This is a genomic window from Actinopolymorpha sp. B17G11, assembly GCF_040196095.1.
Classification (GTDB): domain Bacteria; phylum Actinomycetota; class Actinomycetes; order Propionibacteriales; family Actinopolymorphaceae; genus Thermasporomyces.
The window spans coordinates 94,373-116,438 of sequence record NZ_JBEFTW010000027.1 but is presented as its reverse complement, the minus strand read 5'-3'; the positions used below and the strand labels follow the sequence as shown (position 1 = coordinate 116,438).

Sequence of the window (22,066 nt, the reverse complement as noted above, 5' to 3'; positions counted from 1 at the left end):
TGACGAAATCCCCCCGCGCCATCGCCTCCCAGAACCGCTCATGAACCTCCGCAACCATCCGCAAAGAGAACCGCACCCACAACACCCCTCACCCATCGGGTGTTGCGATCACCGCTCGAACCCGCGGATCCCCAACCGGGACGCCTAGCCGGCGGCTGAGCGCGCCGGCCCCCTCCGGTCGGTGAGGAGGTACGAAGGCTGCTACTGACAAGAGATGTCAGTGACGTCTCCCTACGGTGGTGGCGAGCGGTTCGACCGCGGGTGCGGATCTCTGGGGACGGTTTCGTTGACGCAGGGGCTCGGCGCGGATCCGAGCATCGCTCTTGTGTCCGCCGACCTGTCCCCGAGATTGCAGGGAGCTGTGAGCATGCGTGCGAACGTGCAGAACATCACCTTCGACTGTCCAGATGCACAGAAGCTGGCGTCCTTTTACGCCGAGCTCGTGCCGATGCCGATCCGGCACGTCGACACGCCCGAGAGGGTTGTCATCGGAAACGACAAGAGTCGCATCCGGCTCGCGTTCGCCACCGTCGACGACTATCGACCGCCGACGTGGCCCGATCCGGCGTATCCGCAGCAGCTGCACTTGGACGGCCCAGGCCTTGTCTATGGGTATGACGCCGAGAGCCCGACGGAGATGGCGCTGAGGCTAGGAGCGACCCGGCTCCCACACCTGGGCGGAGGCTGTCCGGTGTACGCGGACCCAGCAGGTCACCCGTTCTGCCTCTGCTTTGGACACCCGGCCAACGAACAGGAACAGGCGCTGAGAGGGCTACTGGGCGGCATTGTCTTCGACTGCTTTGACTCGCCGCGCGACCTCGCCGCGTTCTATGCCGAGCTCCTGGACATGCCAGAACGCATGGAAGATACCGACGGCTGGGTGACGATCAGGGCCAAGGATCCGACGCCACGCGATCTCGCCTTCGACCTCTCGTTCGACATCGCTTTCCAAGGGGCGAAGGGTCAGCAACCGCAGTGGCTTGACCCTGAGCGACCGCAGCAGCTCCACCTGGACATCGAAGTGGACGATCTCGCAGCTGCGGAGAACCTCGTCGGCCGACTCGGTGCCGCGAGGCTCCCTGACATGGGTGCCGAATGCGTCGTCTACGCCGACCCGGAGGGACATCCGTTCTGCCTCTACCCGGCCGGCTGACCCAGCAGGTTCTGATGTAGCGACGCCACATAACACGGGTCTGCCGCACCTCGTGACAGCCTGGTGACGGTGCTGCTATCGGCCGTCTCATTTGGGAACGTCCGTCGACACCTGCGCGACCATGACGGCGACTATGCGGTGGATGTACGGAAGGGATCCGCATCTGAGACGGTCTGATCACGAAGCGGCCGCCGGCGAACGGCTGGCAGACCGGTCCGCGGCGGGTCCCCTTGGCCACCAGCTGCTCGACGGCGTTGATGCCGAGCTCCTAGCTGACGGCAGGGACCGTGGTCGCGTTGTCCGGTAGGACGGGCAGCGGCCAGGCCGGGTCGCGCCGCCAGCTCAACCACTTCTCGTCGAACGGGCCGGTGCGTTTCTCGAACATCGCGAACGCCTGGTCCTTCGCGCGTTCGATCTCCGTGTGCTGGGCATCGGTGACCAAGCCGAGCCGCCTGCCGTAGGCGTAGTCGTCCACATCCTTCCATTCGTGCGTTCCGTCCAGGTCGAACACCAGGTCGATGATGTGGTCGCAGGTGTCGATGCCGATCGGCGTACGACGGTAGGGCTGTTCGAAGTTGACGTACCAGATCGCCAGTTCGCCGCTCGGCTGGAAGAGCAACAGAACGCTGAACCACACGTCGGCGAGCTGAAAGCCGAGGATGCTGCCATCTCTGAACACCGATGTGCCGAGCGACCAGTCCCCGGACGCCTTCTCCGCCAGCCTGCGCTGCGAATCATCACCCGAGCGCCAATTGGTGTTCGCCGTCAACTCGGCGCCCGACCAGCACACCCAGGCGACCTCCTCGCCCGTGTCGTGGACAACCCTGGTTGGCCACGCTGACCGCACCTTGCCACGGAACATGTCGCGCCGTACGGCGACGCTGCCTGGTTCAAACCGGCCCGATCCCGAAGGTGCCATGCCCTCAACCCTAGGCGACGGCCCGGCCCCCGTGGAGGCGTAAGGGCCCCACATGCATCCGCGCACCGGTCGAGGGCACAGCCGAAAGCGAGCGGACCGGGCAGGATAGGAGGATGGTGACATCACCGGTCGTTACGTGGCTGCAGGACGTCTGGCCGCAGTACCGCTGGCAGGACGCTGACGTGCACGAGGCCTGCTTTCACGACGTGGCAGTGCGGGCGCCTGATGTCGTCGGGAGGGTGTCCTGCCATGGCGAGCAGACCGAGCGGGTTCAGCGCGAGCACAGAGTCCTGGAACTCCTTGGCGACGTTCAGCTGCCCTACGACCTCCCCCGGCCGCTGTCTGGCGTGGTTAGTCGCAGTGGCCGGACTGGCATGCTCACCTCGTTCGTCGCAGGCGAACATCGCCCCGGCATCGACTGGGAAGCGGCCTCCACCCAGATCGGCAACGCCCTGGTGGCATTCGCACAGGTCACGCCCGAACAGTGGACCGATCGCCTGCCGGAGCCACGCAGCTGGTGCGGTGGCCGTCGATGGTCCGAGCTGGTCCACGAACGCCTGCTGCCCCGGCTCGCACCAGATCTCCAACTTCTCGCCACCACCGTCATTGCCGACGTGCTCGAGGCAGAGAAGGCCGCCGGCGTGACGCAGTTCGTGCACGGCGACTTCGGACCGCACAACATCTTGTGGAGCGGCGATCAGATCGTCGGCATCCTCGACCTCGACCACGCGTGTCTCGGCGACCCTGCCATCGACGCCGCCTCACTGATCAGCTACTACGGCGCAGAGCGCGTGTCACAGATCGTGGACCACGACGTTCTTGACCGTGCAATGATCCACCGCGCCAGCCTCACCTTGCAGCTCGCAACTGCAGCAGACCTACTTGGCGACACAGGCCTGCGAGACCATGCCCTCGGAAACTTTGGATCACGAAGCCGAGACGGCACGCTTCACGACCCGGGCGGCTGGCAACCTGACCGGCACAGCCGCACGCAAAGGCGGTAGCCGGGCGGTGCGCCGCGTCAGCGGCGCATTGATCCGTGTAGGGCAATCCGCCGAATTCGCGGGCGTCCGGTAGCGGATCCTCCTACGGACGCACTCCGGCGATACGGCATGGTTGATCGAGGCGTTGCTACCAGCTACGTGTCTTCACGTCGACGCCTCGCCTGAGACCAAGGAAGCTTTCTGCCCACTGCCGAAACGGTCCAGCTGGACCGGCGTCTGCGTAGGTGCGGATCAATGCCGCACTGTCTGCGGCGCGCACCCCGCCAACCAGTTGGGGAATCCGGTAGGCGACCGGCGCACCCGGACGCGGCCGACCCTCCGGCTCCCAGAGCCACGACGCCTCGGCAACTACCCGCCCGCCCTAGCCGGCCACAACAGGACCGATCGGCAGGTCGCCGCGCTTAAGCCCTGCTTCGCCAAGGCGCGCGCCCGTCCCATCAGTTCCGTCAGCGTCTACAACCACTGTGAGTCTTGGGGTGGCTGGTCTGGGACTGGCTGGCAGGGTAAGCGCTGTGTTGCTCCGTCCCTTGGTCGTGACTCTTACAACTACTCGCCCCATGGTGCGTTTCGATGGACTTGTCCGGCCCCTGGGCGGGATGGCCGACGCTGACCCGGCCCACTCCGATGGCTTGATCAGAAGACTGTCCGTCCCCGCCTCACCGGCAGGGTCGTGACTCATCACAGTGCTGCCCCGAAGTGACTTTCATCCAGGCCTGCGCCGGCCCGCAACGGCCGCATCATCATCCCTACCCGGAAGGAATCACGTCCGCCGTGGCTATAGTCGCGCAAGCCCGCCCGTTCGTCATCGGCGTGGATACCCACGCCCGCAACCACACCTACGCGATATTGTCCGCAGTCACTGGCGAACTGATCGCCGCGAAGGAGTTCCCGACGTCTCCCGCAGGCCTGAAGCGGGCACTGGTCTGGGTTGCTCGCTGCACTGGCGGCGATCTGGCCACGCTGTGGGTCATCGAGTGCGTCGCAACCTACGGCGCTCGGCTCGCACACGTGGTGGCCGACACCGGCTACGACGTTGCCGAGGCCGCCCGCATGGACGCACGAACGCACCGTAGCGTCGGCAAGTCCGACCCACTCGACGCTCACCGCATCGCTGCTGCGGTATTGCCGCTCGATGACGACCAGCTACGCCGTCCCCGCGCGGACGATGGTGCACGCGCCGCGCTGCGCGTGCTGACTACCGCACGCGAACACATGAGCACTGAGCGGACCGCGTGCGTCAACGCGCTCACCGCCCTGCTACGCGCGACCGATCTCGGCTTCGACGCTCGCAAGCCACTGACCAACAAGCAGATCACCGAGGTCGCTGCCTGGCGCACCCGCACCGAAGACCTCGCCCTCTCGGTCGCACGCGCTGAGGCCGTCCGGCTGGCCAAGCGCATCGGCGTCCTCGATCACGAACTCGCGGACAATCAGGCACAACTGCGGTCTCTGATCGAGCAGAGCAAGGCGGCACCACTGCTGGACAAGATCGGCATCGGGCCGGTCACCGCCGCGACCGTCTACGCCGCCTGGTCCCATCCCGGACGTGTGCGTACCGAAGCCGCTTTCGCCGCGCTGGCTGGAGTCAGCGCCATTCCCGCATCTTCGGGGAACACCACACGCCACCGACTCAACCGCGGCGGCGATCGAAAACTCAATCGAGCACTCCACATGGCCACCGTCACCCGCATGGCCCATGACCCCGAGACTCGCGCGTACGTCGAGAAAAGACGCGCCGAAGGACGCACCCCGAAGGAGATCCGCCGCTGCCTCAAGCGCTACATCGCACGCCAGATCTACCGAACCCTAGAAACCCTCCACGCCGAGCCAGCCCCGGCTTGACAAACATAGAAGAGTCCCTCCGATCCGAACTCAGCCAGCCCCAGCGTTGATTGCTTCAAGAACGATGGGCGCGTCGTGGAGCGCCGCCAGGCCTGGGCGGCAACCCCACGAAGTCCGGTATCCGTCTCCGTTCGGTGACTTGCCGCTGGGCCGCCGAGGATCTGGGCGCAATGCTCGCGGCCGCCGGCATCCGGCAGTCACCGGTGCTGGTGGATCCCAGCGACCTCTCGCTGTGGCTGGATACCGCCATCCCGAAGACCCAGCTGACCGACTCCGACGATGACCACGCCAGCTTCAACATCCCGATCAGCCTGGGAGGACTGGAACCGGCAAGAACCGCGGTCCCAGCCGCGGGCGGTCGTCGTCTCCAGCGCGGTTGGCCGCTGGCAGCGCATCCAAGACCCGGGCGCGTACAAGCCGTACACCGTCGATGAGCTGGACCAGCGGTAGCAGTCCTACCAGCGCTGCGAGCTCGGGCGTGTCGTCCTCGGTGAGCATCGCCTCCGCGCAGTCCCCTACGACTTCCTCACGTGGCATATGTGCACAAACGCCGCGGCCAACCCATCTGGACAGCAAGCCTGGGCCCAATTCCCCTTGGCGGCATGAGATGCCGGTGATGGCGTGACGTAGAAGGACCTAGCTGGTGTCGACCCGCCGAGGAGCGGAAGCCATGAAGCCCAAGGCCAAGCAGGACAAGTCCCCCGAGCTCACAACGTTGCTGGACGAGCGGCCACCGTTCATTCCCGAGTCAGCCGAGGTGATGACCTTGCTGGTCAAGTCGCCTCCTGGTAGTCCGGGGCTACCGCCGCATCGGCACTCCGGACCGGCATTCGGCTATGTGCTCGAGGGCGAGATTGTCTTCGAGGTGGAGGGCGAACCCGCGCGGGTGGTCAAGGCGGGTGAGACCTTCTGGGAGCCCGGTGGCGACGTCATCCATTATCAGGATGGCAACAACCTCCCAGACGCTTGGAGCCGGTACCTGGTCGTGATGATGTCCGTTCCGGACCAGCCGATGGTGATCCCGGTCGACGCTGACGAGTTGGAGAGCCGTCGCGGTCGCCGCGTGCCACGGCCGCGCTGACCCGCACCACGCACGAGATCGGGGGTAGGACATGAAGATCGTGGTCATTGGCGGTACCGGGCTCATCGGTCGCCAAGTCGTCGAGAACTTGCGTGCACAAGGACACGAGGCCGTGCCAGCATCACCGAACACCGGGGTCAACACAATCACCGGTGAGGGCCTGGACGCGGCCCTTGCCGGTGCGCAGGTCGTCGTCGACCTGGCCAATTCGCCGTCCTTCGAGGACGCCGCGGCGCTCGAATTCTTCGAGACCTCCGGCCAAAATTTGCTCGAAGCAGAGGAGAATGCAGGCGTCGCGCACCACGTCGCGCTCACTATTGTCGGTGCCGACCGTGTGCCCGACAGCGGATACATGCGGGCCAAGCTCGCACAGGAGGCGCTGATCGAAAAGGCCTCCCGGCCGTACACGATCGTGCGCTCTACCCAGTTCTTCGAGTTCATGCGCGCCACCGCCGACGCCGCGACCGATGGCGACACAGTGCGCGTGCCGGCGGCCAATCTCCAGCCGATCGCCGCCAAGGATGTGGCCGCCGCAGTGACCGAGGTTGCCGTGTCGGATCCAGTGAACGGTGTCTTCGAGATCGCCGGGCCGGAGAAAATCAAGTTCCCCGAACTGATCCGCCGCGTCCTTGCCGCCGACAACGACCCGCGCAAGGTCGTCGGCGAGCAACATGCTCGCTACTTCGGAACCGAACTGACCGACACCTCGATCACGTCCGGGCCGGACGCGCGCCTGGGCAAGACTACTTTGGCAGAATGGCTCGCCCAGCACCACAAGTAGGCCCGGCCCCTCGCAGCTGGTACCCGACAGGTGGTCGCCACAGCTCGCCTCAACCCCCTCGCGCGCGAGGCGAATAGCACTCGGCTAGCACGCTGGCGGCTGTGATCTGTAGAGGCAGGCACCTTGATCGCGACCTGCAGCTCCGCGCTGGAGGTCGCCGACTGGGTGCTCCTCGTCGCCTGGCGTTGCAGGTCGTTGGGGTCACGCTGGGTCAGGACGGGCTAGGTGAGGCATGCCGCCGCCGCGATCCTGAAGTGCGTCGGTCAGTCAGATCGAGCGCCACCGGCGCCGGCTTGGTGTGACACTTGATGTCCATCACGCGCTTGTACCCGCCGGCTCAACTCGGCAGGGGTCGAGCCTTGGTGAGCGGGAAGGCTCAGCAGCAGGAGCATCGGAAGAAAAGGGAAGATCAGTGAGCCAGCAGGAGCCGAGTTTCGAACACGACATCCGTCCCCTGTTTCGATCAAAGGACGTCGAGTCGATGGCGGGCCAGTTCGACCTTTCTTTCTACCAGGACGTGCGCTCCAACGCTGACAAGATCTACGAAAAGCTCTCGAACGGCAGCATGCCCTGCGACGGAGCCTGGCCCGCCGAACGGCTCCAGCCGTTCCAGAGCTGGATCAACGCAGGCTATCCGCGCTGAAATTCGCCCCACCGGCCAAAGCCCCCGCGCCTTCCAGCGCTGTCGATCTGCATCTGAGATGCTCCGGCCCCCTCACGTGAGCAAGGGGGCCGGAGCGGAGGGTGCCTCTTCGGTTCAGCCGGAACCGCGCGAGAGCATCAAGCATCATCGCCGCCTGCTGCCCGACGTAAACCCCCTCGTGGCGTGTTTGGCGCCGAACCGGCCCCGCGTTCCCGGCGACATCGCGGAGAAACGTCGCCACAACCGCCGAGGGCCGTCCGATCGGGCACAGCGCTGAGGGCTAACTCCCAGACCACGCGGCACCGTTCTTGCTCTTGAGTTGAAGACCTCACCATCCAAGGAGCGAGCCCGATGGCGCGCTCCTCTAACTGGCACGGATCAGCGGGCGACTGACTTGCTGAACGTGGCTGGGAGCCAGGACGCCCGCGGCTGCCGTCCGATCGGGAACGGGCTGTCCCGCCGCGAACTCCGGATTCGGCATCCGCCGCCGCAGCAGCTTGACGAGCGATCACGCGCTGATCGACGAGGCCGAGATGGCGACGGGAGCACGTCGGCAAGAACCTCCGGGAAGGACGTTGCGATACCGAAAGCCGTCCGCCTCAGCGATCAGGTAGGGAAGGGTTGTGAACAGGACCGGCGTTCGATAAGCCAATGCCGCCGGAATGGAGGAATTATGAAGGATCCCGCAGACCGGATCGACTTCGCCAATCTCCCCGCGCCCGGCGACAGCATTGTGGTGACGTTCTTCATCACCGTCCGCAAGGTCGCGCGGTCCCGGGACTTCTACTCGCGTGTCCTCGGCGGCACCTTAGTCATGGACGAGAACCCGTGCATGGTCAAGCTGGCCAATTCGTGGATCATTATGAACCCCGGCGGGCCGCCCACCCCGGACAAGCCAGGTATCTCGGTGGTCAACTACCAACCCGGCGACACGACCTCGATCTTCCTCAACCTGCGGGTCGCTGATGTCCGGGCCCGCTACGAGGAGTGGAGAGCCAAGGGCGCAGAGTTTGTTACGCCACCGATCGACCGCGGAGCAGAGATCCGCTGCTACATGCGGGACCCGGACGGATACCTCATCGAGGTCGGCCAGTCCACCGGACTGCTGCACGGCGAGCTCGCCGCAAAGCTCGCGGAGGACCTCCCGGGCTGAACGTGGCCGCCGCCGTGAACCGATTGCCGCCGTGTGGGCTAGCAGCGGCACGACGCGGACCGGCAAAGGAACGGCAGGGTTTCCTCGGTGTCCTGCATCGGGTCGCGGAGACTTCCCTCACCGTCGTGCCGCCCGGTGAGGCCGAGGACGGCGCGCCCGCGCCGGCCGCAGGGCGGCCGGGCGGCTGCGCCGCGTCAGCGGCGCCTTGACTTATAGGAGGTCGGCGCAGCAAACCGAGATGGCCGCCGCGACGCCTCAGGCGTCACGTGCTACTGAAAGTGCCGCGTCGATCCGCACACGCGCCGCATGCTCTCCGCCGTCGATGCAGTGAGCGTAGATCTCAAGTAGGACCTTCAGGCTGTGTCCGGCCCACTCGGCGACCTGCGCGGCGCCGACGCCCGCGTTGAGCCAAGTGCTTACGGCCGCGTGTCTCAGGTCGTACGGGCGCCTACCTAGCCGTGAACGAACCTGAGCCTCCGTCAGCACGGCCTGGCGTGCCTTCCTCCAGGTCCGTTCGTAGGTGCTGGAGTCTGGCGGGCCGCCGTTGCGGACGCAACGGAAGAGCGTGCCTTCGTGGTCCAGGCGGAAGCGTTCGAGATGCCGCTGAAACAGGGATGTCAGCTGGGGCGGGCAGGGGGCCGTCCGGCCGTCGCCGATGCCCCGGTGTTTCAGCTGGCGTTGTTCGCGGGAGCGTCCGCTGTCGGTCCACGCCGAGCCAGAGTCTGGTGCGGCGTTGTCGAGGTGGATCTCGCCCCAGCCTTCGGCAGGGATGTCGAGGTTGGATTCGCGCAGCTCGACGGCTTCCTCGGGGCGGAGGCCTGCGAAGTACATGGCACCGAAGATTGCCACGAGCCGCGGTCCGCTGGGCTGGATCTCCCCCACTAGTGTCCTGCGCCAGGAATTCAGTGAATTAACCTAGTCTTGGGTTATGGCTGGTCGTCGTGGTCGTCCGAAAGAGCCGTTGGTGTTGTTGGCTGAGGAGCAAGAGACGTTGCGGCGGTGGGCTGGACGGCCCAAGTCGTCGCAGGCGTTGGCGCAGCGGTGCCGAATTGTGCTGGGGTGTGCCGAGCAGGACGGGTTGCGGTCGAACACCGACGTGGCGGCCGAGCTCGGGATCTGGCCACAGACGGTGAACAAGTGGCGCAGACGCTTTCTGGATAAGAGATTGGACGGGCTGGTCGATGAACCTCGGCCAGGCGCGCCACGCACGATCATCGATGAGCAGGTCGAGGAAGTGATCGTCAAGACGTTGGAGACGACGCCGAAGAACGCCACGCATTGGTCGCGGGCCTCTATGGCCGCGGAGTCGGGGTTGAGCAAGTCGACGATTGGGCGGATCTGGAAAGCGTTCGAGCTCAAGCCTCATCTGGTCGACACGTTCAAGCTGAGCAACGATCCGATGTTCATCGAGAAGGTCCGTGACGTGGTGGGCTTGTATCTGGATCCGCCGGAGAAGGCGCTGGTGCTGTGCGTGGACGAGAAGTCCCAGATCCAGGCGCTGGACCGATCGGCTCCGGTGTTGCCGATGATGCCAGGCATGCCAGAGCGCCGTACCCATGACTATGTGCGGCACGGCATCACCACACTGGGGGTTCGGGTGGGGTGTGGGTTCGCGGAGTTGTCAAGTCTTCTGTGTAAGTCAGGGCAGCGTCTTCTCCTTCTAGGCTTATCTGTTCTGGCTACTCTTGGTGATCAGAGGGGGAGTCGGTCGCCGAAGACGAAGGCGAAGTGGTTGAGTGCGGTTTTCCATCCGTAGGTGCCGGTGCCCCGGGTACCACCGCCGTCGATGTGTCGTCCGGTGATATTGCGTATTCCGAGATATAGAAGTTTCTCGGCGGCGTCCTCGGTGGGGAAGTGCCCTCTGTTCTTGGTGATTTTCCTTAGTTGGTAGTTCAATGACTCGATCGCGTTTGCGGTGTAGACCACCTTCCTTATCTCTTTCGGATACTTGAGGAAGGGGATAAACTCATCCCACGCCCGGTCCCAGGAGGCCAGCATACCTGGGTATTTGCGTCCCCAGTCCTTGCGTAGTTGTTCGAGCGCGTTCTTGGATGCTTGCTCGTTCACCGCGCAGTAGATCGGTTTGATCGCTGCGGCGACGGCTTTGCGGTCAGAGTACGAGACGTATTTCATCGACGTACGGATCAGGTGAATCACACACGTCTGCACCTCTGCGTTCGGCCAGACGGTGCGGATGGCCTCCGGCAGCCCGGTCAGTCCGTCGCAGCAGACGATGAGCACATCGTCCACGCCACGGTTGCGTAGCTCGGTGAGCACGTTCAGCCAGTAGGCCTTGCTCTCCCCCTCGGTAGGGCCGATCCACAAGCCGAGGACGTGCTTGTAGCCGTCGAGGTCGACGCCGGTGACGATGTAGACCGGCCGGTTACGCACCACACCGTCGGTGCGGATCTTCACCACCAGGGCATCGATATAGCAGATCACATACACCGCATCCAGCGGCCGGTTCTGCCACTCGGCGATCTCGTCGGTCACCACGTCGGTGACCCGTGAGACCAGCTCCGGCGACACGTCCGCACCATAGACCTCCTTCAGGTGCGCCTGGATATCCCGCGTGGTCATTCCCCGCGCATACAGCGAGAGGACCATGTCATCGATCTGCCCGAGCCTCCGCTGCCCCTTCGGCACGATTCTCGGCTCGAACTCCCCGTTCCGATCCCGCGGCACCTCGATCCGCACCGGACCATTAGTCGTGAGCAGCGTCTTCTGAAACGTCCCGTTCCTCGAATTCCCCGACCCACGCCCTTCCGGATCGCCCTTCTTATAGCCGAGATGATGGTCCATCTCCGCCCCAAGCGTCCGATCGATCAGCGCCTTCGAAAACTGATTGAAGAGCCCCTCCTCGCCATCCAACGGCGTACCAGAAGCCTCCGCATCAGCCAGGATCCGATCGATCGCCGCCGGCGACACCAACGCCGCCAACCGCGCCGCCGCCTCCGCGGCGACATCCTCCTGCGACCCTTCTGAGGCAACTTCCGTGCTCACAGAGCGTTCCCTTCCAGCAGCAAACCCCAAGGCCTGCCACCCGGTCAGGCCGCCCTACTTACACAGATGATCTTGCACCCTCCGGCGTTGCAGGCCCTGGACCGGTCCCAGCCAGTGCGGCCCGCCATGCCTGGGATGCCGGAGCGACGCAGCCACGACTACGTCCGCCACGGCACCACCAGCCTGTTCGCCGCGTTCAACATCGCCGACGGCACGGTGATCTCCCAAACCCACCGGCGACGCCGCGCGAGTGAGTTCAAGAAGTTCCTCGTCGGGATCGACAAAGCGGTACCGGACCAGCTCGACGTCTACCTGGTCTGCGACAACCTGTCCACACACAAGACCCCCGCCATCAACGACTGGCTCGCCCGCCACCCACGCTTCCACATGCACTTCACCCCAACCGGATCCAGCTGGATCAACCAAGTGGAGCGCTGGTTCGCCTTCCTCACCGACCAACTCCTACGCCGCGGCGTCCACAAAAGCGTCCAAGCGCTGGAGAAAGACGTCCGCGAGTGGATCAACAACTGGAACAAGAGCCCAAGACCGTTCGTCTGGAAGAAGACAGCCGAGGAGATCCTCGACTCCTCCGCCCGATATATCGCACGAATTTCAGGCGGAGGACACTAGTAGGTCTCGGCCAGCGGTCACCGAAAGTGATGGCGAACGCGTTGATCACTGACATCCAACGCATCATCCCTCGCGCAGCTCCGGTCCCGGTGGGGTCGAGGCTGCGGGTCACAAGGTACAGGCACTTCATCGCAGCTTAGCGATTCACCCACTTCGACAGGCACTGACGCGAGTTCTCTCAAGCGCGCTTGGCAAGCTGATCATTCATCGCCCGACGACGTTCCGATGGTGCGGCGTCGTCCGCGTTTGCTCGCCATGCCCCTGTGCTTTGATGTGGGCAACGCGTGGATAGAAGACACCAACAAGGTGATAGCTCCACTGCTTGGACTGCCGGGGCTTCCGGTGACAGACCTGCCCGACGCGCCGGATGAGGACAAGATAGGTGTCCTGCATTGGAAGACCCGAGCCCTCGTCAATGCCGCGTCCGGGCGCCCGTTCATCTGGGGCGACGACGAGCTCACCGATCTCGATCGAGCCTGGGTATCGACGCACCATCGCGGGCAAGCTCTCCTCTCCACCATGTCGAGTCCAAGGTTGGCCTCACCGACACGGACTTCGCTGCACTTGATGACTGGCTGCGCGAAGCCCCCTTCGTAGGAGCCCAATCTTGGGTGCCGCGAGCCCAGCTTGGAAGCAGTCGAAACGCTGCCGGAACGGTAGCGATCACGCCTACGCACCCGGCCTCTGAGCGGCCTGGAGCGACCTCGGCGTACCCGGTCTGAGGGGGCACGTGGATGGCACGACGACGGTCAGGCGGACTTGGGAGTTCACACTCGGCTGGGCGTTGATCTGCTCGGCGTGCGCGCCGCTTCGTGGTGGCTGGCCGGTGTTGACCGTGACAGCAATGGTCGGCCGCATGTGGCCGAGCACCCGGTTCGCAGACGAGTTCCAACCTGCTGGCCTCGCTGCATCGCGCACTGCGCTTGCACCACGGCCGCTCGGCTCTGTGACCGCGATCACTACGTTTCCGCGCTTAACGACGAGTGTCGATCCATAAGTGTTCAGTGCCGCTGTTTACTCGGCCGACCCTGGCCGGACATCTCATCCATCATGAACCATCTGCCGGCAGCTCCGTGCGTCCAGGGTGACAGCGGACCGTGCCAGCGTTGCCACGGTCGATGACGAACATCCTTGAGGGGAAGGTATGAGAGCACATCGCTGGATAGTGACGGTCGCAGCGGCACTCGTCGCTGTGTTCGCGTTCACCCCGTTCGCCTCCGCCGCCGGCACCACCGCACAGCTCGCGGCGCCGGGCAACCTCCATGTCGCGAGCAACACCGCCGAGGCCATCACGCTGGCCTGGGACGAGGTTGCCGACCCTGGCGTGTACTACGAGATCTACATCGACAACCAGACCTACCCGCGGTGGATGCCCACGGCGACGGACACGATCAAGCGTGATGACTTCCGGGGCCTGGAGCCCGGGACCACCCACACGTTCCGGGTCCGCGCCGGCGACCAGGCCGGCGACTTCTCGGAGTTCAGCTCGATCACCGTGACCTGGGCTGACGGCGACGTCACGCCGCCGACCGCGCCGACCAACCTGCATGTCGTGAACGAGGCCGCGAACGGCTGGAACATTGCCTGGGATCCGTCGACCGACGACTCCGGCAAGGTCTTCTACACGGTCACCTTGGCCGGTCCAGCCGGAGCGTACGGCACCAACGTCGGCGACCAACTGACCGCGTTCGTGCCGAAGGAGGACCCCATCGTCGGGCCGATCCAATCCGTCTCCGTCATCGCGAACGATTCCACTGGCCAGAATCCGTCCCAGGCCGTCGTTCTGAACTTCACACCCTGAACGGCCACTACCAGTGAAGGCGATGCACTACTCGCCGACTGGCGTCACCCCCTCCCTAACCGAAGGGGTGCGCTGGTCGGCGTTGCCTACCAACGATATGGCGAGTCCCGGCCTCCGCCTGTAGGTACTGGCAGCCCGCGCGCACGAGTCGATCTGCTTCTGGTTCAGGATTTCCTCGACCTCGTGCACCCCGTTAGTACCAGCCTGAAAGCGGAAGGTCGATGGTTCGACCCCGTCCCCGCCCACCACCCTGACCAGGCCACCCAGCGGAGCGTGACTGACCGCTGGTCCCCGTTCTTGACCGTCATTGACGCCGTTGTTGCACGTGTGATGCACGGCCGCGAGCGGGCGCCCGCTGGTCGTCGATCACGTCGACTTCTCTAATTGACCTGGGGTGCAAATCTGGCTGAGCCCTGCAGGCCCCCTTCATACTGGCTCGATGCCGCGAACGGGATGGTGCGGAGCCGATAACCTGTCAAGCAGGCCGGCCCCGCCAAAGGACCGGTAGCGGTTCACCCACTTGGACAGGCATTGCCGCGACACACCCGCCTCGGCGGCCACATGAGCGATGGGACGGGACTGACACCGCGCAACAAGACGCAGCCGGCCAGCAGGAGTCAACGGAGCGCCACCGTGAGACACGAGGGGTAGGTCCGCCTTTCAGCGAGCAGAACGGACGGGTCGCACTTCCATCCTGCCGCCAGCGACCTACCCCCTCACACCCCGGCCACCGTCAACAACCTCATGAACCGCAACAACTAGCAGTGCCACGGCACTGTCGCATTACTAGATTCGCGGCGAAGGCGGCAAGGGGTCGAACCGCACTTCGCCGTGAACCATTCCGGGGGACCGCACGTGTTGTCCAGTGAGGTATCCGCCGTGAGCATTGCGGGCCTGTGGACTGGTTTTCCAATTCCACCAGATGGGAAGGGGGTGACGGCGGACATGTTCTTTGGCGTTAGCTGGACCTGATCCTGTCCTGATGTCCAGGCAGTTCTCATCACGTGTAACTTTCGTGGTCGGGCCGTGACGGGCCTGCACACCGCGCGGACCTTGTCCCGTCGGTGAGCACGCCGTCACGGGCCCGACGGGAGGTCGTGGCGACTTTCTGCCTCTGGTTGATTCGAAAGAAGAGGACCGTGACGCGGATGTGGTGAGCTATCGGAGCCTGTTCGGCGTTCGTGAGTTTCGTTACCTCTACGCATCACTCACATTGTCGTATATCGGCGACCAGCTTTCCGCGGTCGCCGTGTCGGTACTGGTGTTCGACCGAACGGGCTCGGCACTCCTAACGGCACTCGCCTACGCATCGGCATGGCTGCCCGGAATTGTCGGCGGGCCACTCTTAGGCCCGCTCGCCGACCGGTTGCCCAGGCGGGATGTTCTTGTAGTCTGCGACATGGCGCGCGCCCTGCTGGTGTCCGTGCTGGCGATCCCTGGCATCTCGGTGAGCGTTGCAATAGCCCTGCTGTATATCACGCATGCATTCAAGTCCCCGTTCACTGCGGCACGTTCAGCGCTGCTGCCAGAGGTGCTCAGCGGACAGACGTACATCACCGGCAACGGCCTCAACAACATCACTCATCAAGTCGCGAACGTGGTCGGGTTCGGCCTAGGTGGCATCGTCGTAACACTTCTCCGGCCGAACGGCACACTTCTTCTCGACGCCGCCACGTTCGCAGTGTCCGCGGTACTTGTTCGAATCGGCGTACGTCAGCGACCGGCCGCCGTGACGTCGGCAGGGCGCTACCACCTGCTTCGGGAGTCGGTCGAGGGTCTGCGGTACGTCTTCGGCGACCGTTGGCTGCGTGGTTGTCTGCTCCTGGTCTGGTTCGGGCTCGCGCTGCCCTTCGGCCCGGAGGCAGTGGCCTACCCGTACGCTCAAGAACTGAATGGCGGCGCCCGGGCGGCGGGAGTGATGCTCGCGGCTCCGGGTCTCGGCTACATCGTCGGCGCAGTGCTGCTGACCCGAGTGTTGACTCCACGCATGCGGAACCGACTGCTCGTGCCCTTCGCGACAATGTCCTCAGCAGCGCTCGTTCCGGCACTGCTGTCTCCACCCCTTCCGGTGGTGGTCCTCCTCCTGCTCATTGTCGGGATAGGCAGCGCATTCTCCGCGCCACTCAACGCGATCTTCGCTCAGCTGATCGCGCCCGAGTATCGAGGTCGGGCTATGGCGGTAGCTATCTCCGGAATCCTCGCCATGCAGGGCCTTGCGTTCCTCCTCACCGGCGCTCTCGTCGACGCCGGGCTGCCGCTTGCCACCGTTGTTGGGCTCCTTGGCATTCTCGGACTCCTCGCAGTGGCTGCGTCTACGCTGACCTAGTCGGGCCGGCCGACAAGGTCGGCTACCAGTCGTTGATCGAAGCGCGCAGACGCTCGCGCAGCCCGATGGCTTCCGTCAATCCCAAGTGGCGAACCCGGTCAAGAGTTCTTCAGACTCACCGCAGACGAGGTCCTGTTGGCCGGCCGGTCACCGCCTGTGTTGGCGTCGTCGTCGCCAGTGTGACCATCCCCAGATGTGATCGGGTTCGGGAGCGTGTCGCAAGATCAGATTGACGAGGAGTCGGCGGATCTCCGGTAGCATGTAGTTGATCATGCCTTGTTCGGCTGGGCTGGTTCCCCATTTATGGCAAGCGATTTCGTTACGGCCAGCCATGCGAGTGCAAGCATCGAGAGGGTTGACGTGGGCGTACCAGGCGCGGTAGGTGCGTGCCTGGTAGTGGTCCAGTCCGGCCTCGCCCTTGGCTTGTTGGAAGCATTCTTCGATCCGCCACCATGATCCGGCGATGCGGGCCAGGTCGGCCAGTGATGCCCGGCGTGGGCCGTAGCAGATGTAGTAGGCGATCTCGCCGTCGCTTTTCGATCGGCGGGCCAGCGGCCAATGGCCGCGGCCTGCCAGCCGATCCGAATCGGCACACGGGCCCAGACATATTCACGCAGGCCGTGTGCGCCGGCACCGACCGAGAGGCATCGCCAGGCCCTGGCCGGCAGTGCTGCGATGAGTTCGTCGACTCGCCCATCGCCGCCACCGCTGGTGATGACGGTGTCGTTGCACTTGGTGGCCAGCACGTGGGCTGCGTCGTGTCCTTCCAGCCACACGCGTAGGAACTTCACCTGGCCGCGTCGTCGGCGGTGACCCAGGCAAACGGCACACCTGCGTCGAATGCGCGCTGAAGCATGGCCATCGCCTGTCGGGGCTTGGTCGCGAACACCACTCATCCGGGACACCTGCCGCGCGGCACCGGTCACGATCGGTCGTCCACGACTCCGGCAGATACAGTTCTCGGTCGACCAACGCGTGCCCGTCATCACTGGCATAGGCCAAGAAGGTGCCGATTTGGCAGTTCTCGGTTCGCCCTGCGGTCCCTGAATACTGCCGCTGCACCCCGGCCGAGCGCTTCCCCTTCTTCAGAAAACCCGTGTCATCGACGATCAACACACCACCGGCCTCGCCGAGATATTCGATCACGTAGTCCCGCACGTCATCGCGAACACCGTCAACGTCCCAGTCCGCCCGGCGAAGCAGCCGCTGCATCCCATCCGGGCTGACCTCACCGGCCCGCTCGGCCAACGTCCACCCCGTTCTTCCGCTCCAGCCGCGCGACCAGACCAGACACGTAGTCCCGGCTCCGAGCACGCGGCTAAGCACGACCGAACCGCCCCGTGATCGGCCCCTGCAACCGATCCAACTTCGCAACCACAAGATCCGTAACTACGCCCACCATGATCCACTACGACATCAAGTGCCGTTGCAGCAATTAGGCGAGGTCACGCTCGCGTTGGACCGTCCGCCGGCATCAACCTCGTCACGGAGGCCGATCGGCCGGCTGACGGGCTGTGCACGTCCCGACATGCCTCGTGGCGGGCGCAGGCGCCACCCAGGGAGGCTCGGGAAAGCCCGTATCGATGCGGTGTGCGACCAGCGCGTTAGACAGCCCATCTCGTCGTCGACAGGCCTACCACGGGATGGATCCGTGCAGATCAGTCACCCACTAATGTCCGCAACAAGCCTGCCGCCTCCCGCGCACCCAGCCGATACTTGGCCTTCCGTTGAATATCCAGCGCGATGCAACACAATGCCGTCGCAATATCTCCTCGCCCACGGCGACGCTCGATCTCGGACAGAACGACGAGAGCATCACTTTCTATCAGCCGGAAGCCCCTCCCTTTTGCAGCGTCAAGTCCCTCTACCAGGTGTCTTCTTGCAGTTTCCAAGTCACCTAGCTGCAAGTAGGAGCGGGCGATCCCGACCCGTGTTCCCGCCTCGACACGGAGGTAGCCCGTTGAACGCGCGATATTCCACGCCTCTTGGTCGTGCCCGATAGCCTCGCTCGACCTTCCGAGACATCGACTGACCACGCCAAGGACAAGGTGTGCGTGCGCCTCTGTGGATCGCGATCTGGTCGAACTCGCAAAAGCGAGGGCGGCCTCGGCATGCTCGGCGGCATCCTCAAGACGGTCCGGGAGTCCCGTCCATAGGACTGCAAGCTTGATGAGGCTCTCCGACTCCGTATGGGGCGCAGCTTCGGAACGTGCTATCTCGACTGACGAACCGAGGAGATTCTCGGCAGCCTCGACATCGCCGAGGCCCCGGCACACCTCACCGAGGTGAGAAAGGTTTGATGCCTCCTTCGTCCGAAGCCCGAGGCTCCTGCAGATCTCAATGGCCTGTTCGAGAGACATTCGTGCCTCCTCGAGGCGGCCGAGGTCGTGGAGCACTAAGCCCAGATTGCCGGCTGTAATCTCGGTATGGCCACCGCGCTGAGCCGATTCGGACAGATGTAGTCGCGCCTCATTCGGCCTTCCTTGGAGATAGTCGAGAGTGCCAAGATCTGCGAGGACAACCGCTTCCTCAGAATCGAGATGATGCTCTCGAGCAATTGTTAGAGCAACTTGCAGTCGACTAGCTGCCGATGGGATGTTCCCAACCGCTTGCTCTGCCTGCGCGAGCGTCAGGAGCATTGTCACCTCGGCCCTGTAGTCGGCACAGTTCCGCGCGGCTTCAAGTTGGGCCATCATGGCTGCGAGCCAATCAGCGGCGTGGCGACCTAACTGAAAGTCGCCACGCAAAGGATGCCAATATTCTTCTTTGCCACGCTCAGGCTGTTCCATCATCACTTCCTTGCACAAGCAAGTCGATCAAGACGAGGGGTACTAGCTCATGACAGATTCTCCTCACAGTCCCCTCGGGGCCAAGCACACGACGGCTTCGATGCTGAGCGATGGGCGTCCATACGGCCTGGAGGTCCTCGGCTGAGAGTGCAACGTTGCCCTTGGCCGAAAGGGCTCCGGGGACTGCGGAGTCAGCGCCCGGCAACAGATGCACAGCCATCTGGCTTCGTCCTCTACGGCTAAGGCACTGACCAAGGTTGGCCCTAGCACGAGCTCATTGTGTGCTGTGTTTAGTAGTCGTACATGCCGCCGTCGCTATCATCATCCTTTCCGCTGTCGTTGTTTTCGCCGGCCGGTGGTTTGGTGTCCTCTTGCGCCGTGCCGTCACTGGTGACGATCTTCCAAACAAAGTGCTGTCCACCAAAGTCGTCTTCGAACCCGTCACCCTGTACCGATCCTGGTGTGCGGTCCTCGGCGAACGTGTAGAGGGGACGTCCGTCGAGGGTGACCTGTTTCGTGTTGTCGGGCCGTTCGAGCACGCCGAGCTCGCCAGTGACGCCGTCGATCGAGGTGGGCACCTCCGCCGTGTTCGTTGTGAGGGGTGGCCAGAAGTCGGCACAGGCGTCGACGCACGCGATGGTGCCGCCCTTCTCCACATCGGCGGTGTAGAGCGTCATCCCGTCGGCATCGGTGAGTACGTCTCCCACACCGTCGACCGCCCGGACTGCGACGGGGCCGGCGGAGGTCGGGTCCGCCGCTTGGTCGGGCTGAGTGGTCGCGCTGTTGTCTGGTCCGCCGCATGCGGCGGCCAGCAGGACGACTGCGGCGGTGCCGGCAAAGACGCGGAGGGGGCGGGACCTGCGAACTCTCACTTGTTCTTCCTCTCGATCGGTGTGGCCGCGACCGTGATTAGGCGGCGGCCGGTCGTGTCGATCACTTGGAGCTGGGCGAGCTCGTCGGCGCGGTACTTGCTCATGCCTTCGACCTCGAGCCCGTCGTCGTAGGTCACCCGCCACGACGCCACCGTCTCGGTCCCGCCGTCGTGTGCCTTGGCGACCAGGCGGCACGAGGTGAGCGCGGGGAGGCCAGCCAGGGCCATGTCGATCCGAGTGCCCCAGGACTCGTCGTGCACGGTGGTGCTGGCGGTGACGCCGTACACAGACGTGCCGGCCGCCAGCTGGGTCTGGTCCGGTGAGGTCAGTCCGTCACGCAGCACCGCCATCCCGACGACGGAACCGCCGACCGCGACGGCCGCCGCGATGCCCAAGGCGAGGCGTCGCGGTCGGCGGTTGACTGTCACCTTGGCGGTCTGGTGGTCGGTGCGTTCGGTGGCGATCGCGGCGAGGATACGGTCGAGCAGATCGTCGGAAAGCGGTACCGGACACAATTCATGGCCCAGCTCCGGCACTGGTACCGCCTCTCCTTCGGGCTCGGCCCTCTGATCCGTCTCGGCTTCGGTCACCGGATCTGTATCGGGCTCGGTCGCCGGATCTGTCTCCGCTTTGCTCCCCTGGTTCGGTTCGATGTCGCCGTCGACGACACCGACGGACCTAGCGGTGGTGAGCATGGCCGCGACCTCGGCGAGGTCGGCCAGTTCGGCCCGGCAGGCGGCACAGGATGCGAGGTGGCGCTCGATCGCACCGCGCTGGGGATCGTCGACGCCGAGCGTGTAGGCGCCAAGTTGGAGCGCGTGGGTGCAGCTCATGGTGCGGTCACCCCCCGCTCCTCCAGAGCGAGACGCAATGCCCGGAGGGCGTAGTAGGAGCGGGACCGAACTGTCCCGGCCGGTATGCGCAGGACCTCCGCCGCGTCGGCCACCGAACGGTCCCGGAAGTAGAGCTCGACGATGACTTCGCGGTGCGCTGCCGTGAGGGCCCGCAGCGCGTCAGCGACCTGCCAGGCGAGCAGAGCCCGGTCGATGTCGTCCGGACCCTGGCCCTGGGCGAGGGCGTCGACCGATGTCGCACCCGGCAGGTCGGTCGAGACCTCGAGGGGGCGCCGCCGGGCGGCTCGGTGTCCGTCGACGACGAGGTTGCGCGCGACCCGGTACAGCCACGGACGGGCCGTTTCAGGCGTGAGGACCCCTGCGTGACGCCAGGCGCGGAGGAGGGTCTCCTGCACGATGTCCTCTGCCTTGCGGAGATCACCGCCGACCAGTGCGCGGACGTAGCCGAGCAGGTTCTCGGCGTGTTCGTGGTAGAGGGCCCGGACCAGGGCATCCTCCTGAGCCGCGAACTTCGTCATGCTGCTCACAACGTCGGCAGATGATGCAGCGTTCAACCGAACGGACACTCGCGCGGAAAGGTTTCACGACCAAGATCCGATGAACGGGGTCCACGGCTGGCAGGAATGACGAGCGCATGCGTCCCGGAACACCCGGTTACACCCGTCGACCTGGAGCCCCCCGCACACCGCACTGGTCACCGACGCGGCTGCCAGCCGTCCGGCCCGAGCGGCATTGTCCTGAATCTGCCCGGACGACGCATGCGTATGAGAGCGCGCGGTTTAGGCCGGAATCTTAACGATTCCAGCGCAGGCTTGAACCAGGCAGCCCGCTTGAACGTAGGGAGGAATGGCCGGCGCCACCATCCTGCCGGCCCGTACGTGAACGGTGAAGACGGTGCTACAGGAGGTGGCGTAATGTTTGACGAGGCGTTCGGCCTACCGCTCCACGTACTTGTCATCCACGCTGTGGTGGCTTTCGTTCCACTACTCGCACTCATCGCCATTTCCTACGCGGTAGTGCCCGCCTGGCGATGGCTTCTCCGGTGGCCGTTACTCCTTGGCTCAGCAGGATGCCTCGCCGCTGGATTCGTAGCGATGAAAAGCGGTGAGGCCCTCCTCGAGCAGCTGAACAGCCCGGAGTTCGTCCTTACGCACGCTGCACAAGGCAGACTGCTGTTTTGGCTGCTACTGGTCCTCTTCGCCGTATCTGTCGCGG

Annotated in this window: 18 protein-coding genes and 4 pseudogenes; 12 read left to right on the top strand and 10 right to left on the bottom strand. The window is 64.7% G+C overall.

What is annotated here, in order from left to right:
• Positions 1 to 367: 367 nt before the first annotated feature.
• A complete protein-coding gene (locus ABN028_RS24595; RefSeq protein WP_349698264.1) occupies positions 368 to 1,153 on the top strand; it encodes a VOC family protein in 786 nt (261 codons plus the stop codon).
• Positions 1,154 to 1,421: 268 nt separating this feature from the next.
• On the opposite strand, the gene ABN028_RS24590 is transcribed toward ABN028_RS24595, so the two are convergent.
• The gene (locus ABN028_RS24590; protein WP_349698263.1) at positions 1,422 to 2,072 is read right to left on the bottom strand and encodes a ribonuclease FAU-1 family protein; all 651 of its coding nucleotides are present in this window, start codon (positions 2,070 to 2,072) and stop codon (positions 1,422 to 1,424) included.
• A gap of 113 nt (positions 2,073 to 2,185) precedes the next feature.
• Between ABN028_RS24590 and ABN028_RS24585 the strand changes: the two genes are divergently transcribed.
• From ABN028_RS24585 to ABN028_RS24555, 7 genes are all read left to right on the top strand, one after another.
• Positions 2,186 to 3,076, top strand: coding sequence for a phosphotransferase (locus tag ABN028_RS24585; RefSeq protein ID WP_349698262.1), 891 nt, complete (start codon positions 2,186 to 2,188; stop codon positions 3,074 to 3,076).
• 759 nt (positions 3,077 to 3,835) lie between these two features.
• Positions 3,836 to 4,918 (top strand): IS110 family RNA-guided transposase, encoded by a 1,083-nt coding sequence (locus ABN028_RS24580; RefSeq protein ID WP_349698273.1) that lies wholly within the window; start codon positions 3,836 to 3,838, stop codon positions 4,916 to 4,918.
• Positions 4,919 to 5,052: 134 nt separating this feature from the next.
• Positions 5,053 to 5,352, top strand: coding sequence for a hypothetical protein (locus tag ABN028_RS24575; RefSeq protein ID WP_349698261.1), 300 nt, complete (start codon positions 5,053 to 5,055; stop codon positions 5,350 to 5,352).
• A 236-nt stretch (positions 5,353 to 5,588) separates the two neighbouring features.
• Positions 5,589 to 5,999: a cupin domain-containing protein gene (locus ABN028_RS24570; protein WP_349698260.1), complete on the top strand. Its 411-nt coding sequence runs from the start codon at positions 5,589 to 5,591 to the stop codon at positions 5,997 to 5,999.
• A 31-nt stretch (positions 6,000 to 6,030) separates the two neighbouring features.
• Positions 6,031 to 6,780, top strand: coding sequence for an SDR family oxidoreductase (locus ABN028_RS24565; protein ID WP_349698259.1), 750 nt, complete (start codon positions 6,031 to 6,033; stop codon positions 6,778 to 6,780).
• A 412-nt stretch (positions 6,781 to 7,192) separates the two neighbouring features.
• Entirely contained in the window at positions 7,193 to 7,423 is a 231-nt protein-coding gene (locus tag ABN028_RS24560) for a hypothetical protein (protein ID WP_349698258.1), read from the top strand.
• 673 nt (positions 7,424 to 8,096) lie between these two features.
• Positions 8,097 to 8,576 (top strand): VOC family protein, encoded by a 480-nt coding sequence (locus ABN028_RS24555; protein ID WP_349698257.1) that lies wholly within the window; start codon positions 8,097 to 8,099, stop codon positions 8,574 to 8,576.
• Positions 8,577 to 8,831: 255 nt separating this feature from the next.
• Here the strand turns inward: ABN028_RS24555 and ABN028_RS24550 are convergent, their stop codons facing one another.
• Positions 8,832 to 9,458 carry a tyrosine-type recombinase/integrase gene (locus ABN028_RS24550; RefSeq protein WP_349698256.1) on the bottom strand — a complete coding sequence of 209 codons (627 nt, stop codon included), beginning with the start codon at positions 9,456 to 9,458 and terminating at the stop codon, positions 8,832 to 8,834.
• A gap of 46 nt (positions 9,459 to 9,504) precedes the next feature.
• Between ABN028_RS24550 and ABN028_RS24545 the strand changes: the two are divergent.
• A pseudogene (locus tag ABN028_RS24545) lies at positions 9,505 to 10,164 on the top strand (IS630 family transposase); the annotation flags it as partial.
• 104 nt (positions 10,165 to 10,268) lie between these two features.
• Here ABN028_RS24545 and ABN028_RS24540 read toward each other — a convergent pair.
• Positions 10,269 to 11,516: an IS256 family transposase gene (locus tag ABN028_RS24540; RefSeq protein WP_349698272.1), complete on the bottom strand. Its 1,248-nt coding sequence runs from the start codon at positions 11,514 to 11,516 to the stop codon at positions 10,269 to 10,271.
• A 129-nt stretch (positions 11,517 to 11,645) separates the two neighbouring features.
• Here ABN028_RS24540 and ABN028_RS24535 point away from each other — a divergent pair, with 129 nt between their 5' ends.
• A complete protein-coding gene (locus ABN028_RS24535; RefSeq protein WP_502879211.1) occupies positions 11,646 to 12,209 on the top strand; it encodes an IS630 family transposase in 564 nt (187 codons plus the stop codon).
• Between the two features lie 7 nt (positions 12,210 to 12,216).
• Here the strand turns inward: ABN028_RS24535 and ABN028_RS24530 are convergent.
• A pseudogene (locus ABN028_RS24530) lies at positions 12,217 to 12,345 on the bottom strand (IS256 family transposase); the annotation flags it as partial.
• A gap of 1,008 nt (positions 12,346 to 13,353) precedes the next feature.
• Here ABN028_RS24530 and ABN028_RS24525 point away from each other — a divergent pair.
• Positions 13,354 to 14,010, top strand: coding sequence for a fibronectin type III domain-containing protein (locus ABN028_RS24525; RefSeq protein WP_349698255.1), 657 nt, complete (start codon positions 13,354 to 13,356; stop codon positions 14,008 to 14,010).
• Between the two features lie 456 nt (positions 14,011 to 14,466).
• Here the strand turns inward: ABN028_RS24525 and ABN028_RS24520 are convergent.
• Positions 14,467 to 14,652, bottom strand: a pseudogene (locus ABN028_RS24520) (helix-turn-helix domain-containing protein); the annotation flags it as partial.
• A 511-nt stretch (positions 14,653 to 15,163) separates the two neighbouring features.
• Here ABN028_RS24520 and ABN028_RS24515 point away from each other — a divergent pair.
• Positions 15,164 to 16,336 carry an MFS transporter gene (locus ABN028_RS24515; RefSeq protein ID WP_349698254.1) on the top strand — a complete coding sequence of 391 codons (1,173 nt, stop codon included), beginning with the start codon at positions 15,164 to 15,166 and terminating at the stop codon, positions 16,334 to 16,336.
• Positions 16,337 to 16,605: 269 nt separating this feature from the next.
• On the opposite strand, the pseudogene ABN028_RS24510 reads toward ABN028_RS24515, so the two are convergent.
• From ABN028_RS24510 to ABN028_RS24490, 5 genes and pseudogenes are all read right to left on the bottom strand, one after another.
• A pseudogene (locus tag ABN028_RS24510) lies at positions 16,606 to 17,738 on the bottom strand (IS701 family transposase).
• A 256-nt stretch (positions 17,739 to 17,994) separates the two neighbouring features.
• Entirely contained in the window at positions 17,995 to 19,032 is a 1,038-nt protein-coding gene (locus ABN028_RS24505) for a tetratricopeptide repeat protein (RefSeq protein WP_349698253.1), read from the bottom strand.
• A gap of 383 nt (positions 19,033 to 19,415) precedes the next feature.
• Positions 19,416 to 19,832, bottom strand: coding sequence for a COG4315 family predicted lipoprotein (locus ABN028_RS24500; RefSeq protein WP_349698271.1), 417 nt, complete (start codon positions 19,830 to 19,832; stop codon positions 19,416 to 19,418).
• 161 nt (positions 19,833 to 19,993) lie between these two features.
• A complete protein-coding gene (locus ABN028_RS24495; RefSeq protein ID WP_349698252.1) occupies positions 19,994 to 20,830 on the bottom strand; it encodes a hypothetical protein in 837 nt (278 codons plus the stop codon).
• Positions 20,827 to 21,369, bottom strand: a complete 543-nt coding sequence (locus tag ABN028_RS24490) for a sigma-70 family RNA polymerase sigma factor (RefSeq protein WP_349698251.1) — start codon at positions 21,367 to 21,369, stop codon at positions 20,827 to 20,829. Before ABN028_RS24490 ends, ABN028_RS24495 begins: the two co-directional genes overlap by 4 nt.
• Positions 21,370 to 22,066: the final 697 nt, after the last annotated feature.